Here is a 20,439-nt window from a genome sequence, read left to right as displayed (position 1 = left end):
AACACATACACTCTATTTTCTATAACCAAAACTTGGCTACACCTACCATTCATGTAAGCAATCTTTCTAATCTCACTCTGTCTAGTTAAAACTATATCATTTATTTACTAAAAAAAAAAAGAAAAGCAGTTTCCCGCTTTTCTTTACTTCGTTTTAATAAACGATAAAATTTCACTGCGCGCTGCAGCATCATTTTCAAGCACACCACGCACTGCTGTCGTTACTGTTTTCGCACCTGGTTTTTTCACACCACGCATCGTCATACACATATGTTCTGCTTCTACTACTACCATTACACCATGAGGCTCTAGTACTTCCATAATAGAGTTCGCTACTGTTGATGTAATACGTTCTTGCAGTTGTGGGCGACGTGCAATTGTATCTACGGTACGAGCTAATTTACTTAACCCTGTTACCTTTCCACCTTGCGGAATATATGCAACGTGAGCAACTCCATAGAATGGTACCAAATGATGCTCACACATCGAATAAAATGGTATATCTTTTACTAGTACAAGCTCTTCGTGATCTTCTCCGAATACTTTATGCAAATGCTCTTTCGGATCTTCATGCATACCTGAGAACACTTCTGCGTACATTTTTGCAACACGCTTTGGTGTATCAAGTACTCCCTCACGATTTGGGTCATCCCCAATCGCCTCTAAAATAAGGCGTACTGCATGTTCAATTTGTTCTAAATTAACTTTTGCCATCCGCTAGCCCTCCCGAAAACCTAAAAGTGATACGAACACATTCTAGCATATTTATGTTTTTAAAAGCAAAAAGAAGAGTTCCCAAAAAGGAAACTCTTCTTCCCTGTTAATATGTAAGGATTATTTAACCGCATCTTTTAACGCTTTACCAGGTTTGAATGCAGGTACTTTACTTGCAGCGATTTCAATCTCCTCACCTGTTTGTGGGTTACGACCTTTACGAGCCGCACGCTCACGAACTTCGAAGTTACCGAATCCGATCAGTTGTACTTTATCACCTTGTTTTAAAGCTTCTAAGATAGAATCAAAAACAGCGTCTACTGCTTTTGTTGCGTCCTTTTTAGAAAGGGAACTTGCTTCTGCAACAGCATTGATTAAATCTGTCTTGTTCATGCCATTCACCTCCTCCCAAAGATAAGACTGTATAATGATCATAAAATGAGTCTTACTTTCATTTGTAGGCAATTTTTGCAAATTCTATACTACAAAGATGTAGATAAATCATTATCAACGCCTATATTATACGATTCTCCTTTATAATTCAATATTTTTAAGGAAATTGTTACTCTTAAAATGTGAAAATCTGATGAAACTTGACAATTTACAACAATGTATTAGATAATGACTGTTTATTTTTCTATTTTATAATCAAAAAAACAAAAAATCCCTCTACAATGAGAGGGATTTTTTCTTATAGTATAATCGCAATTAATCCGCCAGATCCTTCATTAATAATTCTTTCTAGCGTTTCTTTTAATTTATATCTAGCATTTTCTGGCATTAAAGATAATTTCGCCTGAATTCCTTCTCGAACAATCGAGCTAAGTGAACGTCCAAATATATCAGAATTCCAAATTGATAACGGGTCATCTTCAAAATCTTGCATTAAATAACGAACTAATTCTTCACTTTGCTTTTCAGTACCAATAATCGGCTCAAACGTTGACTCTACATCTACTTTAATCATATGAATAGATGGCGCTACCGCTTTTAACTTCACACCAAACCTTGAACCGTGACGAATAATTTCTGGCTCATCTAAGCTCATATCCGCTAATGCAGGTGCTGCTACACCATATCCTGTTTGCTTAACCATACGCAGTGCATCCGCCACTTGATCGTACTCTATTTTCGCATGAGATAAATCGAGCATAAGCTTTAACAAATGATCTTTCCCTCGAATTTCTACTCCTACTACTTCTTTTAAAATCTGATCATATAATTCATCTGGCGCATATAAATCAATCTCCGCCACACCTTGCCCCATATCAATGCCAGCTAGGCTCGCTCGATCAATAAATTCATATTGACTAAACTGCCAAACAACGCGATCCACATCACGAAGACGTTTTATATCCTTCACAGTTTCTTGAACTGCTTCTTGATAACTTTGACGCAACCAATGCCCTTCATTTAGCACCATTACCCAACTCGGAAGGTTCACATTCACTTCTAATACAGGGAATTCAAATAGCGCTTCACGAAGTACATTATATACATCTGTTTCTCTTAAACTCTCCACACTCATTGCAATAACCGGGATATCATATTCTTCTGATAAACTTTGGCGTAATTGCTCTGTATCTGGATGATACGGCTGTACCGTATTAATTATCATAATGAAAGGTTTTCCTACTTCTTTCAACTCATTTACAACGCGTTCTTCTGCCTCTATATAATCTCTTCTTGGAATTTCACCAATTGTTCCATCTGTTGTAATTACAACACCAATTGTTGAATGTTCTTGAATTACTTTACGCGTGCCGATTTCTGCAGCTTCATGGAATGGAATAGGTTCTTCATACCAAGGGGTATTAATCATACGCGGGCCATTCTCATCTTCATAGCCCTTCGCTCCAGGAACCGTATATCCAACACAATCTACTAATCGAATATTCACTTCAAGTCCTTCATCTACTTCGATAGAAACCGCTTGGTTTGGAACAAACTTCGGTTCCGTCGTCATAATTGTACGACCAGCAGCACTTTGAGGCAATTCATCCTGCGCTCTTTGACGGTCAGACTCATTCTCAATATTTGGAATAACTACAAGTTCCATAAATTTTTTAATGAATGTTGATTTCCCTGTTCGAACAGCTCCTACAACTCCAAAATAAATATCACCGCCTGTTCGTTCTGCAATATCTTTAAAAATATCTACCTTTTCCAAGTGATTCCCTCCCTCAAAATTTTTGGGAATAATTCCGCGTTTATAGTCAACTAATACCTTCTCTAACGTTGCCTATAATATCTGATATAATATAATGGTATTCTAGAAGTTCGGACAATATATCATATAATTTTGTCCAATTTCATATGACTATTAAAAAATATCTTTTGTTTGCATCGTAAGTTGTATAACATAAAAAACCTTTCTTCTAGAACTTATTCACTAAAAGAAAGGTTCATGACTTATCATTTTAAAAAAATTGGTTCTCCGTCCTTTACTGTGTACGGTAAAGAATAAGCTGGTACAAACGGGGAACCTTTCGAAAGTATATTTCGAATATCTTCTCCCTCTGTAAACTGCCCTTCATTTTTTTTCAAAGCGTCATATAGGTCGATTCTATAATCAACAAAAACTTCTCCTTTTTCATTAATTACAAAAGGAAGTCCTTTACCAGAATATGGACTTGTCACTTGTGGCACATCTTTATATCCTAGTTTTTTGAAATCCAATTCATATACACCATCTGAAATTACTTTTTTAAAAGGTGGATATTGATGTTCATCACGATACATCCTAAGCTTTAAAGATAGTTCCTGAATTTGTTCAGCCATCCTAACATCAATTAACTTTACTGTCGGATTTGTTTCAACGTCTATTAATACGTATTGATATACTCCTCCACTTTCATACGCATTCCCTGGCGCTTCTTGTATGTAACGCGGGGCAATCTGTTGAAAATCGATTGGATACTTTTGATAAATAGGTGTACTCATATCCCTCGTCTTAATTGGCAATATCCCATCATTTTGCTCCTTAAATGTCACAACAGCTTTTTGAACAACCTGTAGCTGATCTTCATAAGGAACCGCATTTTGCTTCATATTTTCTTTCGGATACAGACACCCCGTTAAAAGGCTCATACAACAAAATATTAAAATAATATGGAATTTTTTCACTAGCATCACCTTTTCATACTAATCTAATTTGCTCCGTATGTAGTATTTTCGAGACCATTCCATTTACTGCTGTACAGGTCCACTAAATACAACAAGAAAAATAACAATTCCTGACACAATCATAAGGGTGTACGCTACTAACGCTGTAATCCCTTTCAAAAATTTATTCTTTATTCTATGTCTACTTAATAAAATAAAACTTACTGCAAAAAACATAAATCCAATTGCCCCTAAAGCCAGCCACATTTTCATAAGCCCTTCTGACATATACACACCCCCTTTTATTAATCTATTTTTATACTATTTTAACAAATTAAAATCTTTAAACAAATACAAAAAGAACATTTTACTACAAATCGCGAGTATGTAACTTTAATCAATAGGTTTTCCAGCATTTCTCACCAATCTAGGCAAAAATAAAACCGAAGCGATTGTATCTCTCGCTTCGGTTGACCAAATATGCCCAAAAACAGCTCTATTCCCATTCTTTCATGGCTATCATATGCAATCTCCAAACTCTTTGTTTCTCATAATTTATTTTTTAAACATTTTGCTTAACGAACCAAAATCTGTTGGCATATTATTATTAATAATCGCTTTTACAATTTGATCCTCTTGCTCTTTCGGCACTTCACGTCCCGCCATAAGAGCCACTTGATGAATTAATTGACGAAGTACAGTTTCATCACGTAAATTCGCATTTTGCACGGATGATGCTAATTTAAAAATATCCTCTTTATTTACTTTCGCTTCCTTCTCAATATTATTAAAAATATTATTATCCATTCTTTTCACCCTCTCCTCAAGTTACTCTTCATCCTATGCAAAAATGAAAAAATGGTGAAAAGACCCAAAAAATAAAAAAGCGACAGAAGTACAAATGTACTTCTGTCGCTTTTCTTTACAGTAAATCAGGTATAGCTTCCACTTCATGTTTTCGAACACGTCCCATCAATGAGCCTACTGCATCTTTTACGTTATTCCCATTGAACAGCACGTCATATAAAGCAGCTGTAATCGGCATTTCAACTTCCATTTTCTCTGCCAATTCATGAGCAGCTTTCGTTGTTCTTACACCTTCCACAACCATACCCATGCTTTCTAACACTTCTTCTAAAGAGTGTCCTTTTCCAAGCATATTTCCAGCGCGCCAATTTCGGCTATGAACACTTGTACAAGTTACAATTAAGTCTCCCATACCAGTTAGACCAGCAAACGTTAACGGATTCCCGCCCATTTTTCTTCCTAAACGAGCAATCTCTGTTAAACCACGTGTCATCAATGCCGCCTTTGCATTATCACCTAATCCAAGACCATCAGTTATACCAGCAGCTAATGCGATAATATTTTTTAACGCACCACCAAGTTCAACTCCAACGATATCTGGATTTGTGTATACACGAAAATAACTATTCATAAATAAATCTTGTACTTCCTCAGCCGCTTCCATACGCTTTGCTGCAGACGTAACTGTTGTTGCTTGTCGTAAACCGACTTCTTCAGCATGACTCGGTCCAGACAGTACAACAACATCTTTAATTAAGTGCTCTGGAATTTCTTCCTCAATCACTTCCGAAATACGTTTTGACGTACCAGGTTCAATTCCTTTGCTCGCATGAATCCAAGTAATTGGTTCAGTAACAATTTCTTTCATCTCTTGTAATACATCTCTGTACGCTTTCGTTGGTACTACTAGCAGTACTGTATTTACATCTACTAATGCTTCTTCTAAAGAAGAGTAGGCTACGATTGTGCTTGGCAATGTAATGCCTGGGAGATATCGACTATTCTCATGTTTCGTATTAATTTCATCCATAAGTTCTGGGCGATTTCCCCAAATACGTACATCATGTCCATTGTCAGCTAATACCATCGCTAACGCTGTTCCCCAGCTACCTGCTCCTACTACTGTGATTTTTGTCATAAAATCACATCCTCTCCATTAGTCTCTTGCTCTAGCGATAATGTGAATCGGCGTTCCTACGAAGCCAAATGATTCACGTAAGCGATTCTTTAAGAAACGCTCATATGAGAAGTGCAATAATTCTGGATCGTTTACAAACACAACAAATGTCGGTGGTTTTACCGCAACTTGTGTTGCATAGAAAATTTTCAGACGGCTACCATTATGAGTTGGCGTCGGATTCATCGCTACCGCATCCATAATTACATCGTTTAATACGTTCGTTTGAATACGGATACTATGACTTTCATTTACCTCATCGATAACCGGTATTAATGTTTGTGTACGTTTTCTCGTTTTTGCAGATAAGAAAACAATTGGTGCGTATTCTAAGAATTGGAAATGAGCACGGATATTTTCTTCAAATGCTTTCATTGTTTTTTCGTCTTTTTTCACTGCATCCCATTTATTTACAACGATAACAACAGCTCGCCCTGAATCATGAGCATATCCAGCGATTTTTTTATCTTGCTCAATAATTCCTTCTTCACCATCTAAAACGACTAAAACAACGTCAGAACGTTCAATCGCTCTTAGCGCACGAAGTACACTATATTTTTCTGTACTTTCATACACTTTTCCTTTTTTACGCATACCAGCTGTATCAATAATTACATAATCTTTTCCATCTTTACTATATGGTGTATCGACAGCATCACGAGTTGTTCCTGCTACATTACTAACAATTACACGCTCTTGACCAAGAAGAGCATTTACAAGTGATGATTTCCCTACGTTTGGACGTCCAATTAAAGAGAAACGAATTGTGTCTTCATCATATCCGTCTTCTTCAATCTTTGGAAAATGTTGTGCAGCTTCGTCTAGTAAGTCACCTAACCCTAATCCGTGTGTACCTGAAATTGGGAATGGTTCGCCAAATCCTAATGCATAAAAGTCATAAATGTCACTGCGCATTTCCGGATTGTCTACTTTATTTACTGCAAGTACAACCGGTTTATTTGAACGATATAAAATTTTTGCAACTTCTTCATCAGCTGCTGTTACACCGTCACGACCGTTTGTCATAAAAATGATAACATCCGCTTCATCAATTGCTACTTCAGCTTGTTGACGAATTTGTGTCAAAAACGGCTCGTCTCCAATATCAATTCCGCCCGTATCAATAATGTTAAATTCATGATTTAACCATTCTCCAGCGCTATAAATACGATCGCGCGTTACACCTGGAATATCTTCTACGATTGAAACTCTTTCTCCAACAATTCTATTGAAAATAGTAGATTTCCCTACGTTCGGGCGACCTACTATCGCTATTACTGGTTTCGGCATATACTTTCATCCTTTCAACTTGCTTCTGTTTATTATGTAAAAAACCCTTCTTTGTGCAAGAAGGGATTTGCATTCCAGAATATTTCTCAACGTATCAAAACACCTCACATTATAACACACGTTGCTAATGTTTCACAATAATATATACATTCTCTTGTAAGCGATGTGCTATACCATCTAAAATTGCTTCTAAATTATTTGCAACAAATTCTAGTTCCTCCGTCGATTCGCAAACGAATAAAGGAGCACCACCTGCAAATTTTTCTGGAGTCGTTGTTATAACTGCCAGAATAACACTTTCTAACATCATCTCTTATCTCCCCTTCCTTTTGGGGCTTCCGATGACATATGGACAGCACTTTCTAACGTTGGTACATTTCCTATGACACCTATCGCTTTCTCTGCATCTTGATCTTGCGGCAGGACAAAAATCCCAACCCTGCCATCCTCTAAATCACGCTTTGCTAACGGTACAAGCGCTGGTGTACCAGAATCTCTATAAATCCCTAACGCTACTGAAACATCGTGTAAAATAGCTTGTCGTTGCCCTAAATTTGAGATTGTAACCATCGCATCAATTGATTTCGGCTTTAAAATAAAACCCATACCATATTTCATAATTTCTTCTTGTCTTGCTGGCAATCCAATATTCATAATGTAAATATTGTCAATATAAAGCCCCGCTCCTTCAAAACGAAGCGGAACGTGCTCAATTTCAACAAGATCATGTAGCCTTTTACCAGACATTAATTTTTTCGCGATAAAAAATGCGATTATAGCCATAATTACTCCTGCAATCCATGAACGGAATCCTATATACGCAAACGTCGTTGCAAACGACGTTAACATTGCCAAATAGTTGCGACTTTCAAAAACCAATGCAATTCCTTCAATGTATGTATTTCCACGCGGTACGAGCTCATACCCATCTAATTGTTGAAGCGTATTTCTTTCCATATTACGTACATCACGAAATTGTGTCGCTGCTAATGTAAGAAATGTAATGGCAGAAAAATCTTTTTTCAAAATAGACGGGATTGCAATCGCTCCTAAAGCAGCTGCAATTAACCCCATTGCAATATGAATAATTTTCCCATGTAGCCTCGTCGGATATTGCCGCGTATCCGTCCGAAGCATTAGCACCCTTGTAACTGTCCCCGCTATTACGCCGCATAAAATGGCTGGTGTATATTCAGTCATGTATTACCCTCGCCTTTCTTTTACGTGTTTTTCTCTTAAACCGTTCCATGTATACTGATGCTTTTGCAATCCAAAACAATATTGCCATGAATAATGTAGAAATGGCGACGATATCAAAAAATGCTAAACTACCGTAATCATATGGAAAATTCAATTTCCTAAAAATAAATGTCACTAGCAGCTCTCCTTGTAACATCCCTACATATAGAGAACATAATCGTAATATGCGATCCCCATGCAATAACACCGATGCATACACAAGAGCACTACTTAGCAGAAACACTCTATCCACCACAATCCAAATCGGATCATATATTTCTAACAGATGAAAACTTGTATATAACATTGCAATAATAAGTGCTGAAAGTAAGCTATACAATTTTTTCCAGACGGAATATAGCGTGATCCCTATAAAAGAAATAATACAAAGTAAAAGAGCATTTACTGATACCACGAATGAGGCAATCGTTACATGTAACGGAGAGCAAATTATAAAAATCAGTATACAAGCGCCTAACTTCCACCGGATAGGGTCCTTTTTCATAAAAAAGGTTACAATGATCCACCCTATCCAAGCTACAAAATAAAAAGTACTTCCATCCATCAACTTCACCTCCTATGTTTTCCATTATGGGAACTTTTTATGAAAGTTAATCCACTTTATTTACGCATAGTTTTTTCTTATAACAGCAACACTTTTAACAAGGAGGTGTTATTCATTATGGGTAAAGATCGCCAAGAACGAAAACTACGAGAATCACGCCGCGTTGAATCCGATCGTGATCAATCACTACAATATCCAGGTGCAACTGGACTTGATACACCAGAACAGGCTCGAAAACAAAACCAGCACTAATTAATACAAAAAGACGGTTTCTATATTGTACGAAACCGTCTTTTACATAATCAGTTTAATGATTTCTATTTATATCGAAATAATATTTCGCATACTATATCTTCCCATTACTTCTTTTTACCTTCACCTATTCCCATTAAAAATTAAGTTCTCTCCAGTAATTCGACAACACACCATCTACATTTTTCAACCCTTTTTCAATTACAATTTTTACGAAATTATATTTTTATATAATACTAATTCCATTCTCCACTTTATATTACGAAAAAGAATAGAACAAAAAAAATCAACCGAATGGTTGATTTTTTATCTCCTACTATAATGCGCAGTATCAATACCACGCTGCATTAACCAATGATATGTTTCACCCTTTACAACAAGAGGTACAGATTGCAACTCTTCTATCGTCTTTGCACCAAGAGCTGTCATTATAAATTTCAAATCTGTATGTAGAAGCTCAATTTCATCTACTAACTTCTCGATACCATCTTGCATTAAAATACGTAAAAAATAACCAGCAAACGCAGTTGTATTCGCCCCTAATGCGATTGCTTTCGCTACGTCAAGCGCTGTTTGTATACCCCCAGATGCAATAAAAGAGAGGTTATTATTTGTAGAGGTTGCTTCAATAATCGAGGTTGCTGTTTGTATGCCCCAGTTATTAAAATAAGAAAGCATTCGCTGTCTTCTTTCGTTTTCAACAGCAGCAAAATTCGTACCACCTTGCCCACCAATATCAATTGCTGTTACACCTACGTTCACTAACTGTTGCATTGTTTCCTTACTCATCCCAAATCCAACTTCTTTTACAATGATAGGAACTTTACTATTTAAAACAATTTTCTCAATGCGCTGAAGTACTCCAGTAAAATCACGGTCTCCTTCTGGCATCGTTAACTCTTGTATGACATTTAAATGAATTTGTAATGCATTCGCTTCAATCATATCAACGGCGCGCTCTGCCTGCTCGATAGTTGCCTCACTACCTAAATTAGCAAAGAAAATACCATTTGGGTTTACCTTTCTAATCACCTTATAAGAAGCAGCTTCACTTTCATCTTTTAACGCCGCCATTTGCGAACCTACAGCCATAGCAAGGTTATGATGTTTCGCTACATATGCTAATTGCTCATTAATATGTAACGTTTTCTCTCCCCCACCACCAGTCATCGCATTGATAAAAATCGGCGAACTTAGTGAAAGTTCGCCGATTTTTGTTTCACATGTTATTGTGTCATAATTTGAATTTGGCAAGCTTTGATGCACAAAATCAATATCATGAAAGCCATGCGTACGAGACTGACCAGTAGAAAGAGCGTATTCAATATGATCTAATTTACGTTTTGCCCTTACCACTTGTACCCCTCATTATTTCTTTAATTTTTTCAGTTGTTCACCAATAATATCACTTAATTGGAAAGTAGCAGAATCAGCATTTGGCTCATACTGACTATAATCTTCAGTTACATTATTTTCCTCAAGCGCTTCTTTTATACTTAAAGAAATACGTTTCTCTGCTACGTGAACTTCAAGTACTTTCACTTTTACTTCTTGTCCCATTTCCAATACTTCATTCGGATTTTTCACGTGACGATTTGCAATTTGAGATACGTGTACAAGCCCTTCAACGCCCGGTAAAATCTCAACGAATGCACCAAATGTAACAAGGCGTTTTACTACTCCCTCACGAATATCTCCAGCTTTTATTTCGCCAGCAACGGTTTCCCAAGGTCCTGGTTGAGCTGCTTTAATTGATAAAGAAATACGTTGTGTATCAGCATCAACAGATAACACCTTTACCTTAACCTTTTGACCTTGCTCTAACACTTCAGAAGGTTGCTCTACACGTTCGTGTGAAATTTGTGAAATGTGAACTAAACCGTCCACTCCACCAACGTTAACGAATGCGCCAAAGTCAGTTAATCGTTGTACTGTTCCTTCAACAACGTCCCCTTCTTTTAATGAAGAAATTGCTTCTTTTTTCTTAGAATCTAGTTCTAATTCTACTACCGCTTTATGCGAAAGGATTACACGATTTTTTTCACGGTCTAATTCAACAATTTTCACCGCTAATGTTTTACCTTTATAGTCAGTAAAGTCTTCTACATAATGTACTTCTACAAGTGAAGCTGGAATAAAACCGCGAACACCAAGGTCCACAACTAATCCGCCATTCACAATATCTTTTACAGTAACATCAAATACATGACCAGAAGTAAATTTCTCTTGTAGTTCTACCCATGCTTTTTCTGCATCAACAGCACGTTTAGATAAGACAAGATCATCTTCTTCTAATTTAATAATTTTCAACTCTAGTGTTTGATCTAATTCTACAACATCGCTTGCTTTTTCAATATGAACGTTAGCTAATTCACTAATTGGAATTACGCCATCTGTTTTGTATCCAACATTTACAAGCACTTGTTTCTCTTCAACCTTCGTTACAGAACCTGTAACAACGTCACCAACTTGTAATTCTTTTGAATCCATAACTTCTTCATTCATTTTCTCTACCATGGAAATACCTCCCTACAGAATTGACAAAGCATTTTTTATGTATATACGAAATGAAAACAAAGTTTTCATTTGCATGTTTAAGAATTTCTCATCACATACTCTTTTTCAATAACATTCACAAGAAAATATATTAAACCTATATAAATAGTATACAGCAAAACCAGCTTGAAAAAAGTATGTTTTGAAATATAATAGCGAATATATTCTGACAGTTTTATTCCTCTTTAACTAACTTCTTACAAATCAGCTCATTTGTCAAGGAAAGAGACTCACAATTCACGTATCCTTTACATTTCTATTTAAACAAAAAAAGAAAGAGGACTATCCCCTTTCTTTATTTCGCAAACACTCCAGAAACAATGCTCATAATTTTTTGGACAACTTCTTCAATTGATAAAGAAGTCGTATCTAATTCCAATGCATCATCAGCCTTTTTTAGTGGAGAAACTTCGCGTTCTGAATCTAATTTATCACGCTGAGCAATTTCTTCTTGTAGCTGCTCTAAATTAGAATCGAAACCTTTATTTAAATTTTCTAAATGTCTTCTTTCCGCTCTTTCTTCAACAGAAGCAAGCATAAAGATTTTCACTTCAGCATCCGGCAATACATGTGTACCAATATCACGGCCGTCCATTACAACGCCGCCTTTTTTCGCTAACTCTTGCTGACGACGTACCATTTCTTCACGAACAAGGCGATGTTTCGCTACAATAGATACTCGATTCGTCACATCAGGTGTACGAATTACTTCAGAAACATCTTGTCCATTTAAAAATACAAGCTGTGTATTTTCTCCTTGCTGAAACTCAATATTTACATTCTTTACAACTTCCATTAACTGCTCTTCATTTTCAATGTCTACTTTTTGTTCAAGGGCTGCATATGTAAGCGTACGGTACATTGCGCCTGTATCAATATAAACGTAAGAAAGTTCCTTCGCAATAACTTTTGCCACTGTACTTTTCCCAGCAGCTGCTGGACCATCTATAGCAATTGAAATTCGTTTATCCATTGTAACACCTCATTTTTTCACTTATAAAACAAAACGAAAAGCAGGTGTTCACCCTGCTTCTTCTCATTTGCTTCACGTCATTAAATCCTCAATTATTGTAGCATAATCCTTCATAGAAGAAAATGAAAACTACCTATTCACCTGCAAGATTTCCACTTTGTTTTTTACCATGACACCCTCATAATAAACAATTTTAGATAAATATTTCACTGATGACTTATGTATAAATAACAATTGCACAACAGAAAGACAAATGAATTGTATTATTAATATACGAATAAAAATTCTCTCCATCTTTTTCACCGGAATTCTTCCCTCCTATACTATATTTGCACATTTCGTTTCATGATTTTATACATCGTACATATAGCAGTTAATTTTATTGTCATTTTCGAGGCATACTTTTATACATTTCCATTGTCGAATTTACTCAAAACATGTTATGTTCTAAATGTATTTTTTTACTTGAAAGGGGTATAAGCATTGAAAAGAATCCTAGTTTTACACACAGGTGGAACAATTGCAATGGAGGAAGATAAAGAAACTGGGGTCGTACAACCAGGTGAAAAAAATCCTCTTTTAAAATTCATTCCTGATTTAGAAGGCGATGTTGATTTAATCGTTGAAGATGTGTTCCACCTACCATCTCCTCATATGACACCGAGCGAAATGTTACAATTACAAGTCATCATTGATGAAAGAGTAAAACAAGACAACATTCATGGCGTAGTCATTACGCATGGCACGGATACATTAGAAGAAACAGCTTATTTCTTAGATTTAACAGTACAAGCAACTATTCCGATCGTAGTGACAGGTGCAATGCGCTCTAGCAATGAGTTAGGTGCTGATGGTCTATATAACTTCTTATCAGCTGTAAAAGTTGCTAGTTGTGATGAAGCTGCAGAAAAAGGTGTTTTAGTCGTATTAAACGACGAAATTCATTGCGCTACAAATGTAACGAAAACACATACAAGTAATGTTGCAACATTCCAAAGCCCACAATACGGACCAATTGGAATGGTAACAAAACGCGGCGTTGTCTTCCATCACGCTTTAGTACATCACGAAACATATACGATAAACAAAGTGTCTAAAAATGTAGTTGTTCTAAAAGCATATGCTGGCATGGATGATACATTATTAGCAGCAATCGAAAATCTTCCTGTAGACGGCATTGTTATCGAAGCTCTTGGACAAGGTAATCTCCCTCCAAGAACACTACCTAGTCTAGAAAGATTATTAAATAGAGGTATTCCTGTCGTATTAGTTTCTCGCTGTTTCAACGGTATCGTTCAAGACGTATATTCGTATGAAGGTGGCGGTAAACACTTAAAAGATATGGGCATTGTATTCACATACGGCTTAAATGCACAAAAAGCACGCATTAAATTACTTGTTGCATTAGAGAATACAAATTCTCATGAATCCATTCAAAATATGTTTATGCACGAATAAAAAGGAGCTGTCGAGGTTTTCCCGACAGCTCCTTTTTATTTTTCTCTTGATGCAATGGTTTGCGCAATCGCATCTCCATGAAATCTTCCGTTCTCGATAAATATTTCATTTGCATTATTTCCAGCAGCAATGACACCTGCAATGAAAATATTTTCAGCATTCGTTTCCATTCTATCCTCTGTATAAATTGGACGTCCTGTTTCTTCATCAATCTGAACACCCATCTTCGTTAAGAAGCTATGATCAGGATGATAACCAGTCATCGCAAATACAAAATCGTTTTTGATTGTAAGAGCTTCACCATCAACTGTAAACGTTAATGTATGCTCAGTAATTTCTTTCACATGAGCCCCAAAATGCATTTGAATTGTACCATTTCGTACTAACGCCTCAAATTCCGGCAAAATCCAAGGCTTTATGCTTGGTGAATACTCACTTCCACGATACAGTACCGTTACACGTGCACCAGATTTAACAAGTTCTAACGCGGCATCTACACTCGAGTTTTTCCCACCTATAACTACTACATCTCGATCAAAATAAGGATGCCCCTCTTTAAAATAGTGAGCTACTTTCTTCAATTCCTCACCTGGAACATTCATATAATTTGGATTATCATAATATCCAGTTGCTACAACAATATATTTCGCTATATATATTTCCTTACTTCCGTCACGCTTTGTCGTCTCAACCTGAAAAGCTTCTCCATCTTTTTGAACTTTCTCCACTCGCTCAAAAGCATTTACACGTACAGATTTACGTCTTACTACTTCACGATAATACGCAAGCGCTTGATTTCGAACTGGCTTACGATTTTCTGTAATAAAAGCTACATCACCAATTTCTAATTTTTCACTAGAAGAGAAAAATGTTTGATGAGTTGGATAATTATAAATGGCATTTACAATGTTTCCTTTTTCAATTACTAACGGATTTATCCCTACCTTTTGCAACGAAATTGCAGCCGCTAATCCGCACGGACCGCCTCCGATTATAATAACTGTTTCTTTCTGCATACTCGTCCACTCCTAGTCTTCTACCAATACACTATTTATAAAAACAAGAAAAAACCTACTTACAGCAGTAGGCACCTATCTTTATTGTATTCATTTTTCATATATTTGTCATCTAAACGAAACGTACATCCGATAGACATCTGCTAAAAACTGCTGAAATTTAATACCTTGTTTCCCTAATACATTCTCAGGATCAATCTTTCTAGCTGGATCAAGCGTTTTATGTGACACGATATCTTTTTTCGGATTTAAGCCAAAGTTTTGGCATAAATACGCATGATACCATGTAAAACGATTATATGCTTCCCAAAAGTTAACATCACCACCATAACAAAGTTCCACTCCAATGGCCGCCTTATTCGCGTCATAGCCATATAAGTCATTATCCGTCGGCACACCATATCGAACATGATACGCAACTTCATTTATAGGAATAATCTCCAATATTGTTTTATCATCTATAAATGTATGCGCCGAAGCTTTCGGTTGTAATTCATTAAAGTAATCTCGATTCCCTATCGCATTGCTTCCAGGATTCCCCGTATCATGGCTTACAATAAATCTCACTTTAGTCAGAGGAATCCCCGGTCGTGAACTTCCATATCCAATATAGTTGCGCTCTATAGGAAACATCGCCATTGCTACCAACTCCCGCTCTAGAAGATTACCTTACTTCCTTATATATGTATTCGGTAGCAATGTCCTTATCGCATATTTCTTACGCGAAGAGAAAATCGAAAATATTTGAAGTGAACACCATAAACAACAAGATACTTACAGCCACTCCATAAAAACCGTAAAACCAAACACAATCTTCTTTCGTATCTAAACCGAAAAATTTATTTACCGATTGTAATAATGTGCCACGCTTGCTTTGTTTGTTTCGTAATACTTCCACTCGCTCTACAACATCTACTGGCATCATAAATCTTTGGTCTACTGTCATTTTCATCATTTATCTCTCCTTAAAATCATTTCCGTTTTGTTTATCTAAGGAGAGTATAGCACGTTTGTTCGCATAGAACAAGCGTTCTTTTTATTTTTATTTTATTTTATTTTTCAGCAAGCCAAGTAAAAATCGAGATTACAACGGCAATAATCGGCCCTACTACAACCACACCAAATACCAAAAACAGTAGCCCTTCCCCGAACATCCGAACGGTACTTATTTTTCGAGCTTTCATCGTTCTTGCAAGTTCTCCCTCTAACCTCTTAACCTTCTCTTCTAATTGTTCTACTCGTTCCAGCATTTCATTCTCCATATACAACACCTCATTTAATACTTCAACAAAAAAACGTGATTCCCTCGAAAGGAAATCACGTTTTCTCAAGATATAATATTTTATACCCAACCTCTGAAGCGGCTTGCTTCAGCCATTTTACGAACACCAACCATGTACGCCGCTAAGCGCATGTTCACTTTACGAACTTGTGCTGTTTCATAAATAGAATCAAATGATCTTACCATTACTTTTTCTAAACGTTGTTCTACTTCTTCTTCAGTCCAGTAGTAACCTTGGTTGTTTTGTACCCACTCAAAGTAAGATACTGTTACACCACCAGCACTTGCTAACACGTCTGGAACAAGCAAAATTCCGCGATCTGTTAAAATTTTAGTCGCTTCTAATGTTGTTGGACCATTTGCAGCTTCAACAACGATTTTTGCTTTAATATCATTAGCATTTTCTTCTGTAATTTGGTTCTCAATTGCAGCTGGTACTAAAATATCGCAATCAAGTTCTAACAATTCTTTGTTTGAAATTGTATTGTTAAATAGCTTTGTTACTGTACCGAAGCTATCACGACGGTCTAATAAATAATCAATATCTAATCCGTTTGGATCATGTAACGCACCGTAAGCATCTGAGATTGCAATAACTTTCGCACCTGCATCATGCATAAATTTAGCTAAGAAGCTACCAGCATTACCGAATCCTTGAACAACAACGCGTGCACCCTTAATATCAATACCACGTTTTTTAGCAGCTTCGCGAATACAAATTGTTACACCTTTCGCTGTTGCTGTTTCACGTCCATGTGATCCACCTAATACAAGCGGTTTACCTGTAATAAATCCTGGTGAATTAAATTCATCAATACGGCTATACTCATCCATCATCCACGCCATAATTTGAGAGTTTGTGAATACATCTGGAGCTGGAATATCTTTCGTCGGACCTACGATTTGGCTAATTGCTCGTACATAACCGCGGCTTAATCTTTCTAACTCACGGAATGACATTTCACGTGGATCACAGATAATTCCACCCTTACCTCCACCATATGGTAAATCAACAATACCACATTTTAAACTCATCCAGATTGAAAGTGCTTTCACTTCATTTTCTGTTACATTCGGATGGAAGCGAATTCCACCTTTCGTTGGACCAACAGCATCATTATGTTGCGCACGATATCCTGTAAATATTTTAACAGTCCCGTCATCCATACGAACTGGTATTTTCACTGTCATCATACGAATTGGTTCTTTTAATAATTCATATACTTCGTTTGGATAACCCAATTTTTCTAACGCTTCACTAATAACAATTTGTGTTGAATTCAATAGTTCAAAATGTTGTTCCCTTTGTTGTTGTGTTTTTGTTTGAGTTCCCTTTTCGGCTACCATAGTAAGTAAACCCCCTGTAATTTCACTTGTTTAGTAAACCTTCATTGCCTAGTATACACCCTTAAATTTGGAATGCAATAGAAAACGCTAACAAATATATACAAACTATTTTCTGTTGCAAGCGTTTTCACTATTATTATAGTCCTTTTATTACTTTTAGAAAAGTAAAATACTTAAATATTTAAATATTTTTTATTTTCATCAACCACACTCCCATAAAACTGCATATTTTATTTTCAAAAAGTATGTTCGAGTATTTACAATCATCCCTTCCCTTCTCCAAATAAAAACAAAACCTCAGCTATGTTGTATTAGCTGAGGTTTTGTTTTTTCACAAAGTAATTGTGTATTTGTTCTATCGCGTTAACATCCATTAATTCTTTACCGTACTCCATGATGCGATAAATGGTTGCTGTAGACGGATTACCGTATTCCGCTAAAATAGCTATAAAATCCGCCTTTAACAATTGAATTTGTTCCTCTTCTTCCACCCAAAGATAGAAGCGCTCATCCCACGTATATAGCTTTCCGCCAGTTACACCAAGGTTATATAAGCGATTCGACAGGTTAATTACGTCATCTAGCGTAGCAAACTCATATAATATATGCTCACTTTCATCTAGAGTCACTTGCATTTCAATAAACTCGTCACGGAACTCATCATCTGTATCCATTTCTTGATTTTCTTTCGTTACAATTACAACCATCCCTTGTGCTTGTAGAGAAAACACTTCAACTGCAATCGGACCATCTGCTTCAAACCCTAATTCCTTATTTGCTTCTTGCATCATATCACGAAATAATTGCTGTACTTTCGGTGCATTTCTCCATAAATCTTCTTTCGTTAATCCTCGTTCAGATAAATCATCAAATGTTAGAAAAATTTTTATCTTATTGTAATTTAATCGTTCCAGCCTCATCTCATACCCTCCCTACGTAACCAATGCATCTAATTTTTATTATATGAAATAGAAAATAGATGGTTCTTTTCGAACAACTATTCCGACATTTTTAACCATCCATCCCATTCTTCTTTCGTATCACCAATTAAGATTGTTTCAATGTCCAACTGGTTTAGAACGCCTAGCTTTCCGATAAATCCAACAGAAAGAGATTCCCTTTTTTCTTGTAATAAATTTATAAAGTTCATCGTCTTTTTCATTTCTTGTTCGTCAGCAAAAGATATAAATACATATTTCGGCTGTATTTCCTCTACCGCTGATAACATACCATCTTCAGCTAAGCTTGTCCTAATATATATCGCCTCATATCCTTTTAAGCGTAAATAAGTTGAAAAAATAAATCCTTTCAATGCATCCTTTTCTAACACAATAACTTTGTATAAAGAGGAAAACATTGAGGCATTGTGATACACCATCCCTAGACGCGTTTGTAAAAATGATAGTGCATATTGAAATTGCACCATTGAAATCTCATTATTATTTTTTGACGTTAATAATTTGTCTGTCACTCGAAGAACGATACTGGCAACAACCTTTTCTGTTGAATATATACTAAAAGCTTCGTTTAATAATGCAGCAATTGTAATTTCATCAAATTTTAACAAAGCTTGTAGCAAATCGTCCACTAAAACAACTTCTTTATCGAAATGTATCTCTTTTTGAACTGTACTCTGCAAACGATTCTCTTCTAATAACTGAACTGCTTGTCCAATCATCATACCGGAAGAAACTTTTTCCATTAACCATTTTAAAATTTGAATATGCTCTTCTGTATATAAGCGATGCCCAGCTTGATTCCGCTTTGGGGCAATAATTTGATATCGTCTTTCCCATGCACGAAGCGTACTCGGCTGAACTCCAATTATATTCGAAACGGCTTTTATATTATATTTCCCACTAAGAGTTGGCATCATTTCCCTCCGCACAATGTAATGATATGTGTTTGAGCAGGTGCTCGGAAACGAAGTGGTATCAATGTTGTTCCATACCCATTACTAACAAAGAGAATCGTATTCAAATGGTTATATACGCCACCTTTTAAATATTTTTTAGATGGGAATAATCGGATTTGTCCTCCATGCGTATGTCCACTTAACACAAGTGAAATCTGTTCATTTCCAGACATTTTTTTTATTATATCAGGGTTGTGACTAACTAGGATACGAAAACCCTCTTCTTTACAATCCGCCAATGCCAAATCTAGACGATCACGGTGCAATCCAACATCATCTATACCGAGCAAACAAATTTTCTCTCCTAATTCAGACTCAAATACCACTCTTGTATTATCTAAAACTTTTACGTTATTTTCTAATAATAACGCATCTAATTCATGATATTCTATCTCATAATCATTGTTTCCCCACACAAAATATACAGGACCTATCTCTCTTAACTTTTGAATATTCGCAGAGATTTTTGATAAAGAGACACCTTTCTCTGCTAAATCTCCTCCGATAATTACGAGATCTACTTTTCCTTTTACTTGTTCAATTAACAAATTCGAAATGACCCTTCTATGAATATCAGAAATAAAAAACACATTTACTTTTTGAAAACTTTTCGGAAATTCTTTAAATACTAAAGTATGTTCCAACACCGTATTACGCATCGCTTCTTTATACATCACAAAAAGTAATAAAATCCCCATGCCTATGAGAGTACTGAATAATATAATCCATATCATATTTTTGACT

The 20,439-nt window shown here is 36.1% G+C and carries 25 protein-coding genes; 2 read left to right on the top strand and 23 right to left on the bottom strand.

The features are described 5' to 3' along the window. Nucleotides 1–143: 143 nt before the first annotated feature. The 11 genes from folE to C3Y97_RS07470 all read right to left on the bottom strand — a co-directional run bounded on the left by folE (nt 144) and on the right by C3Y97_RS07470 (nt 8,896). On the bottom strand, nt 144–713 hold the full coding sequence (folE, locus tag C3Y97_RS07520; protein WP_001151482.1) for a GTP cyclohydrolase I FolE: 570 nt from the start codon (nt 711–713) through the stop codon (nt 144–146). A 120-nt stretch (nt 714–833) separates the two neighbouring features. Then, a complete protein-coding gene (locus C3Y97_RS07515; RefSeq protein WP_001043860.1) occupies nt 834–1,106 on the bottom strand; it encodes an HU family DNA-binding protein in 273 nt (90 codons plus the stop codon). Nucleotides 1,107–1,404: 298 nt separating this feature from the next. Beyond that, on the bottom strand, nt 1,405–2,883 hold the full coding sequence (gene spoIVA / locus C3Y97_RS07510) for a stage IV sporulation protein A (protein WP_000416519.1): 1,479 nt from the start codon (nt 2,881–2,883) through the stop codon (nt 1,405–1,407). Nucleotides 2,884–3,128: 245 nt separating this feature from the next. Then, nucleotides 3,129–3,839, bottom strand: a complete 711-nt coding sequence (locus C3Y97_RS07505) for a YphF family lipoprotein (RefSeq protein ID WP_000713407.1) — start codon at nt 3,837–3,839, stop codon at nt 3,129–3,131. 63 nt (nt 3,840–3,902) lie between these two features. After that, nucleotides 3,903–4,106, bottom strand: a complete 204-nt coding sequence (locus C3Y97_RS07500; RefSeq protein ID WP_001289008.1) for a DUF2768 domain-containing protein — start codon at nt 4,104–4,106, stop codon at nt 3,903–3,905. A 267-nt stretch (nt 4,107–4,373) separates the two neighbouring features. Next, nucleotides 4,374–4,625, bottom strand: coding sequence for a stage VI sporulation protein F (locus tag C3Y97_RS07495; protein ID WP_000369754.1), 252 nt, complete (start codon nt 4,623–4,625; stop codon nt 4,374–4,376). A 115-nt stretch (nt 4,626–4,740) separates the two neighbouring features. After that, nucleotides 4,741–5,763 (bottom strand): NAD(P)H-dependent glycerol-3-phosphate dehydrogenase, encoded by a 1,023-nt coding sequence (locus C3Y97_RS07490; protein ID WP_000161763.1) that lies wholly within the window; start codon nt 5,761–5,763, stop codon nt 4,741–4,743. 18 nt (nt 5,764–5,781) lie between these two features. Beyond that, nucleotides 5,782–7,092, bottom strand: a complete 1,311-nt coding sequence (gene der / locus C3Y97_RS07485; protein WP_001125893.1) for a ribosome biogenesis GTPase Der — start codon at nt 7,090–7,092, stop codon at nt 5,782–5,784. A 124-nt stretch (nt 7,093–7,216) separates the two neighbouring features. Then, nucleotides 7,217–7,402, bottom strand: a complete 186-nt coding sequence (locus C3Y97_RS07480) for a capping complex subunit for YIEGIA (RefSeq protein ID WP_000979059.1) — start codon at nt 7,400–7,402, stop codon at nt 7,217–7,219. Continuing rightward, on the bottom strand, nt 7,399–8,292 hold the full coding sequence (locus C3Y97_RS07475; RefSeq protein ID WP_000141596.1) for a YIEGIA family protein: 894 nt from the start codon (nt 8,290–8,292) through the stop codon (nt 7,399–7,401). The genes C3Y97_RS07480 and C3Y97_RS07475 overlap by 4 nt, the downstream gene beginning before the upstream one ends. After that, entirely contained in the window at nt 8,285–8,896 is a 612-nt protein-coding gene (locus C3Y97_RS07470) for a YphA family membrane protein (protein ID WP_000349103.1), read from the bottom strand. The genes C3Y97_RS07475 and C3Y97_RS07470 overlap by 8 nt, the downstream gene beginning before the upstream one ends. Nucleotides 8,897–9,013: 117 nt before the next feature. Between C3Y97_RS07470 and C3Y97_RS07465 the strand changes: the two genes are divergently transcribed. Next, nucleotides 9,014–9,148, top strand: a complete 135-nt coding sequence (locus C3Y97_RS07465; protein WP_000513900.1) for a YpzI family protein — start codon at nt 9,014–9,016, stop codon at nt 9,146–9,148. Nucleotides 9,149–9,454: 306 nt separating this feature from the next. Here the strand turns inward: C3Y97_RS07465 and C3Y97_RS07460 are convergent, their stop codons facing one another. From C3Y97_RS07460 to C3Y97_RS27795, 4 genes are all read right to left on the bottom strand, one after another. Beyond that, complete coding sequence (locus C3Y97_RS07460) at nt 9,455–10,504, bottom strand: type 2 isopentenyl-diphosphate Delta-isomerase (protein ID WP_000251036.1); 1,050 nt, start codon at nt 10,502–10,504, stop codon at nt 9,455–9,457. A 12-nt stretch (nt 10,505–10,516) separates the two neighbouring features. Further along, nucleotides 10,517–11,665: a 30S ribosomal protein S1 gene (gene rpsA / locus C3Y97_RS07455; RefSeq protein ID WP_136363238.1), complete on the bottom strand. Its 1,149-nt coding sequence runs from the start codon at nt 11,663–11,665 to the stop codon at nt 10,517–10,519. Nucleotides 11,666–11,999: 334 nt separating this feature from the next. Beyond that, nucleotides 12,000–12,677 carry a (d)CMP kinase gene (cmk, locus tag C3Y97_RS07450; RefSeq protein WP_136363236.1) on the bottom strand — a complete coding sequence of 226 codons (678 nt, stop codon included), beginning with the start codon at nt 12,675–12,677 and terminating at the stop codon, nt 12,000–12,002. A gap of 129 nt (nt 12,678–12,806) precedes the next feature. Continuing rightward, on the bottom strand, nt 12,807–12,980 hold the full coding sequence (locus tag C3Y97_RS27795) for a YpfB family protein (protein WP_000738057.1): 174 nt from the start codon (nt 12,978–12,980) through the stop codon (nt 12,807–12,809). 180 nt (nt 12,981–13,160) lie between these two features. On the opposite strand from C3Y97_RS27795, the gene ansA reads away from it, so the two are divergent. After that, nucleotides 13,161–14,135 carry an asparaginase gene (ansA, locus tag C3Y97_RS07445; RefSeq protein WP_000822010.1) on the top strand — a complete coding sequence of 325 codons (975 nt, stop codon included), beginning with the start codon at nt 13,161–13,163 and terminating at the stop codon, nt 14,133–14,135. Between the two features lie 35 nt (nt 14,136–14,170). Here the strand turns inward: ansA and C3Y97_RS07440 are convergent, their stop codons facing one another. The 8 genes from C3Y97_RS07440 to C3Y97_RS07405 form a co-directional block, all read right to left on the bottom strand. Next, nucleotides 14,171–15,151 (bottom strand): YpdA family putative bacillithiol disulfide reductase, encoded by a 981-nt coding sequence (locus tag C3Y97_RS07440; RefSeq protein ID WP_001168522.1) that lies wholly within the window; start codon nt 15,149–15,151, stop codon nt 14,171–14,173. Nucleotides 15,152–15,259: 108 nt separating this feature from the next. After that, the gene (locus C3Y97_RS07435) at nt 15,260–15,790 is read right to left on the bottom strand and encodes a peptidoglycan recognition protein family protein (protein ID WP_001240655.1); all 531 of its coding nucleotides are present in this window, start codon (nt 15,788–15,790) and stop codon (nt 15,260–15,262) included. 79 nt (nt 15,791–15,869) lie between these two features. Further along, the gene (locus tag C3Y97_RS07430; protein WP_136363234.1) at nt 15,870–16,106 is read right to left on the bottom strand and encodes a DUF3961 domain-containing protein; all 237 of its coding nucleotides are present in this window, start codon (nt 16,104–16,106) and stop codon (nt 15,870–15,872) included. A 97-nt stretch (nt 16,107–16,203) separates the two neighbouring features. Next, nucleotides 16,204–16,413: a hypothetical protein gene (locus C3Y97_RS07425; protein ID WP_000426763.1), complete on the bottom strand. Its 210-nt coding sequence runs from the start codon at nt 16,411–16,413 to the stop codon at nt 16,204–16,206. Nucleotides 16,414–16,493: 80 nt separating this feature from the next. Then, entirely contained in the window at nt 16,494–17,780 is a 1,287-nt protein-coding gene (gene gudB / locus C3Y97_RS07420; protein ID WP_000225173.1) for an NAD-specific glutamate dehydrogenase, read from the bottom strand. Between the two features lie 311 nt (nt 17,781–18,091). Then, nucleotides 18,092–18,700, bottom strand: coding sequence for a genetic competence negative regulator (locus C3Y97_RS07415; RefSeq protein WP_001235402.1), 609 nt, complete (start codon nt 18,698–18,700; stop codon nt 18,092–18,094). Nucleotides 18,701–18,777: 77 nt separating this feature from the next. Further along, entirely contained in the window at nt 18,778–19,653 is an 876-nt protein-coding gene (locus C3Y97_RS07410; RefSeq protein WP_001142720.1) for a MerR family transcriptional regulator, read from the bottom strand. After that, on the bottom strand, nt 19,653–20,429 hold the full coding sequence (locus C3Y97_RS07405) for a metallophosphoesterase (protein WP_000637793.1): 777 nt from the start codon (nt 20,427–20,429) through the stop codon (nt 19,653–19,655). Before C3Y97_RS07405 ends, C3Y97_RS07410 begins: the two co-directional genes overlap by 1 nt. Nucleotides 20,430–20,439 lie beyond the last annotated feature (10 nt).

Source organism: Bacillus sp. DU-106, from assembly GCF_004799705.1.
GTDB lineage: Bacteria > Bacillota > Bacilli > Bacillales > Bacillaceae_G > Bacillus_A > Bacillus_A cereus.
The sequence above is the reverse complement of the archived record's forward strand: the minus strand, read 5'-3'. Positions and strand labels throughout refer to the sequence as shown.

What these genes read in the sequence shown, in the direction of transcription:
- C3Y97_RS07495 (WP_000369754.1), bottom strand. Translation starts at nt 4,625, where the DNA reads ATGGATAATAATATTTTTAATAATATTGAGAAGGAAGCGAAAGTAAAT.
- C3Y97_RS07515 (WP_001043860.1), bottom strand. Translation starts at nt 1,106, where the DNA reads ATGAACAAGACAGATTTAATCAATGCTGTTGCAGAAGCAAGTTCCCTT.
- C3Y97_RS07465 (WP_000513900.1), top strand. Translation starts at nt 9,014, where the DNA reads ATGGGTAAAGATCGCCAAGAACGAAAACTACGAGAATCACGCCGCGTT.
- der (WP_001125893.1), bottom strand. Translation starts at nt 7,092, where the DNA reads ATGCCGAAACCAGTAATAGCGATAGTAGGTCGCCCGAACGTAGGGAAA.
- C3Y97_RS07415 (WP_001235402.1), bottom strand. Translation starts at nt 18,700, where the DNA reads ATGAGGCTGGAACGATTAAATTACAATAAGATAAAAATTTTTCTAACA.
- C3Y97_RS07470 (WP_000349103.1), bottom strand. Translation starts at nt 8,896, where the DNA reads ATGGATGGAAGTACTTTTTATTTTGTAGCTTGGATAGGGTGGATCATT.
- C3Y97_RS07475 (WP_000141596.1), bottom strand. Translation starts at nt 8,292, where the DNA reads ATGACTGAATATACACCAGCCATTTTATGCGGCGTAATAGCGGGGACA.
- C3Y97_RS07425 (WP_000426763.1), bottom strand. Translation starts at nt 16,413, where the DNA reads ATGGAGAATGAAATGCTGGAACGAGTAGAACAATTAGAAGAGAAGGTT.
- C3Y97_RS07500 (WP_001289008.1), bottom strand. Translation starts at nt 4,106, where the DNA reads ATGTCAGAAGGGCTTATGAAAATGTGGCTGGCTTTAGGGGCAATTGGA.
- C3Y97_RS07490 (WP_000161763.1), bottom strand. Translation starts at nt 5,763, where the DNA reads ATGACAAAAATCACAGTAGTAGGAGCAGGTAGCTGGGGAACAGCGTTA.
- C3Y97_RS07405 (WP_000637793.1), bottom strand. Translation starts at nt 20,429, where the DNA reads ATGATATGGATTATATTATTCAGTACTCTCATAGGCATGGGGATTTTA.
- cmk (WP_136363236.1), bottom strand. Translation starts at nt 12,677, where the DNA reads ATGGATAAACGAATTTCAATTGCTATAGATGGTCCAGCAGCTGCTGGG.
- C3Y97_RS07430 (WP_136363234.1), bottom strand. Translation starts at nt 16,106, where the DNA reads ATGATGAAAATGACAGTAGACCAAAGATTTATGATGCCAGTAGATGTT.
- folE (WP_001151482.1), bottom strand. Translation starts at nt 713, where the DNA reads ATGGCAAAAGTTAATTTAGAACAAATTGAACATGCAGTACGCCTTATT.
- rpsA (WP_136363238.1), bottom strand. Translation starts at nt 11,665, where the DNA reads ATGGTAGAGAAAATGAATGAAGAAGTTATGGATTCAAAAGAATTACAA.
- gudB (WP_000225173.1), bottom strand. Translation starts at nt 17,780, where the DNA reads ATGGTAGCCGAAAAGGGAACTCAAACAAAAACACAACAACAAAGGGAA.
- C3Y97_RS07480 (WP_000979059.1), bottom strand. Translation starts at nt 7,402, where the DNA reads ATGATGTTAGAAAGTGTTATTCTGGCAGTTATAACAACGACTCCAGAA.
- C3Y97_RS07435 (WP_001240655.1), bottom strand. Translation starts at nt 15,790, where the DNA reads ATGGCGATGTTTCCTATAGAGCGCAACTATATTGGATATGGAAGTTCA.
- C3Y97_RS07410 (WP_001142720.1), bottom strand. Translation starts at nt 19,653, where the DNA reads ATGCCAACTCTTAGTGGGAAATATAATATAAAAGCCGTTTCGAATATA.
- C3Y97_RS07440 (WP_001168522.1), bottom strand. Translation starts at nt 15,151, where the DNA reads ATGCAGAAAGAAACAGTTATTATAATCGGAGGCGGTCCGTGCGGATTA.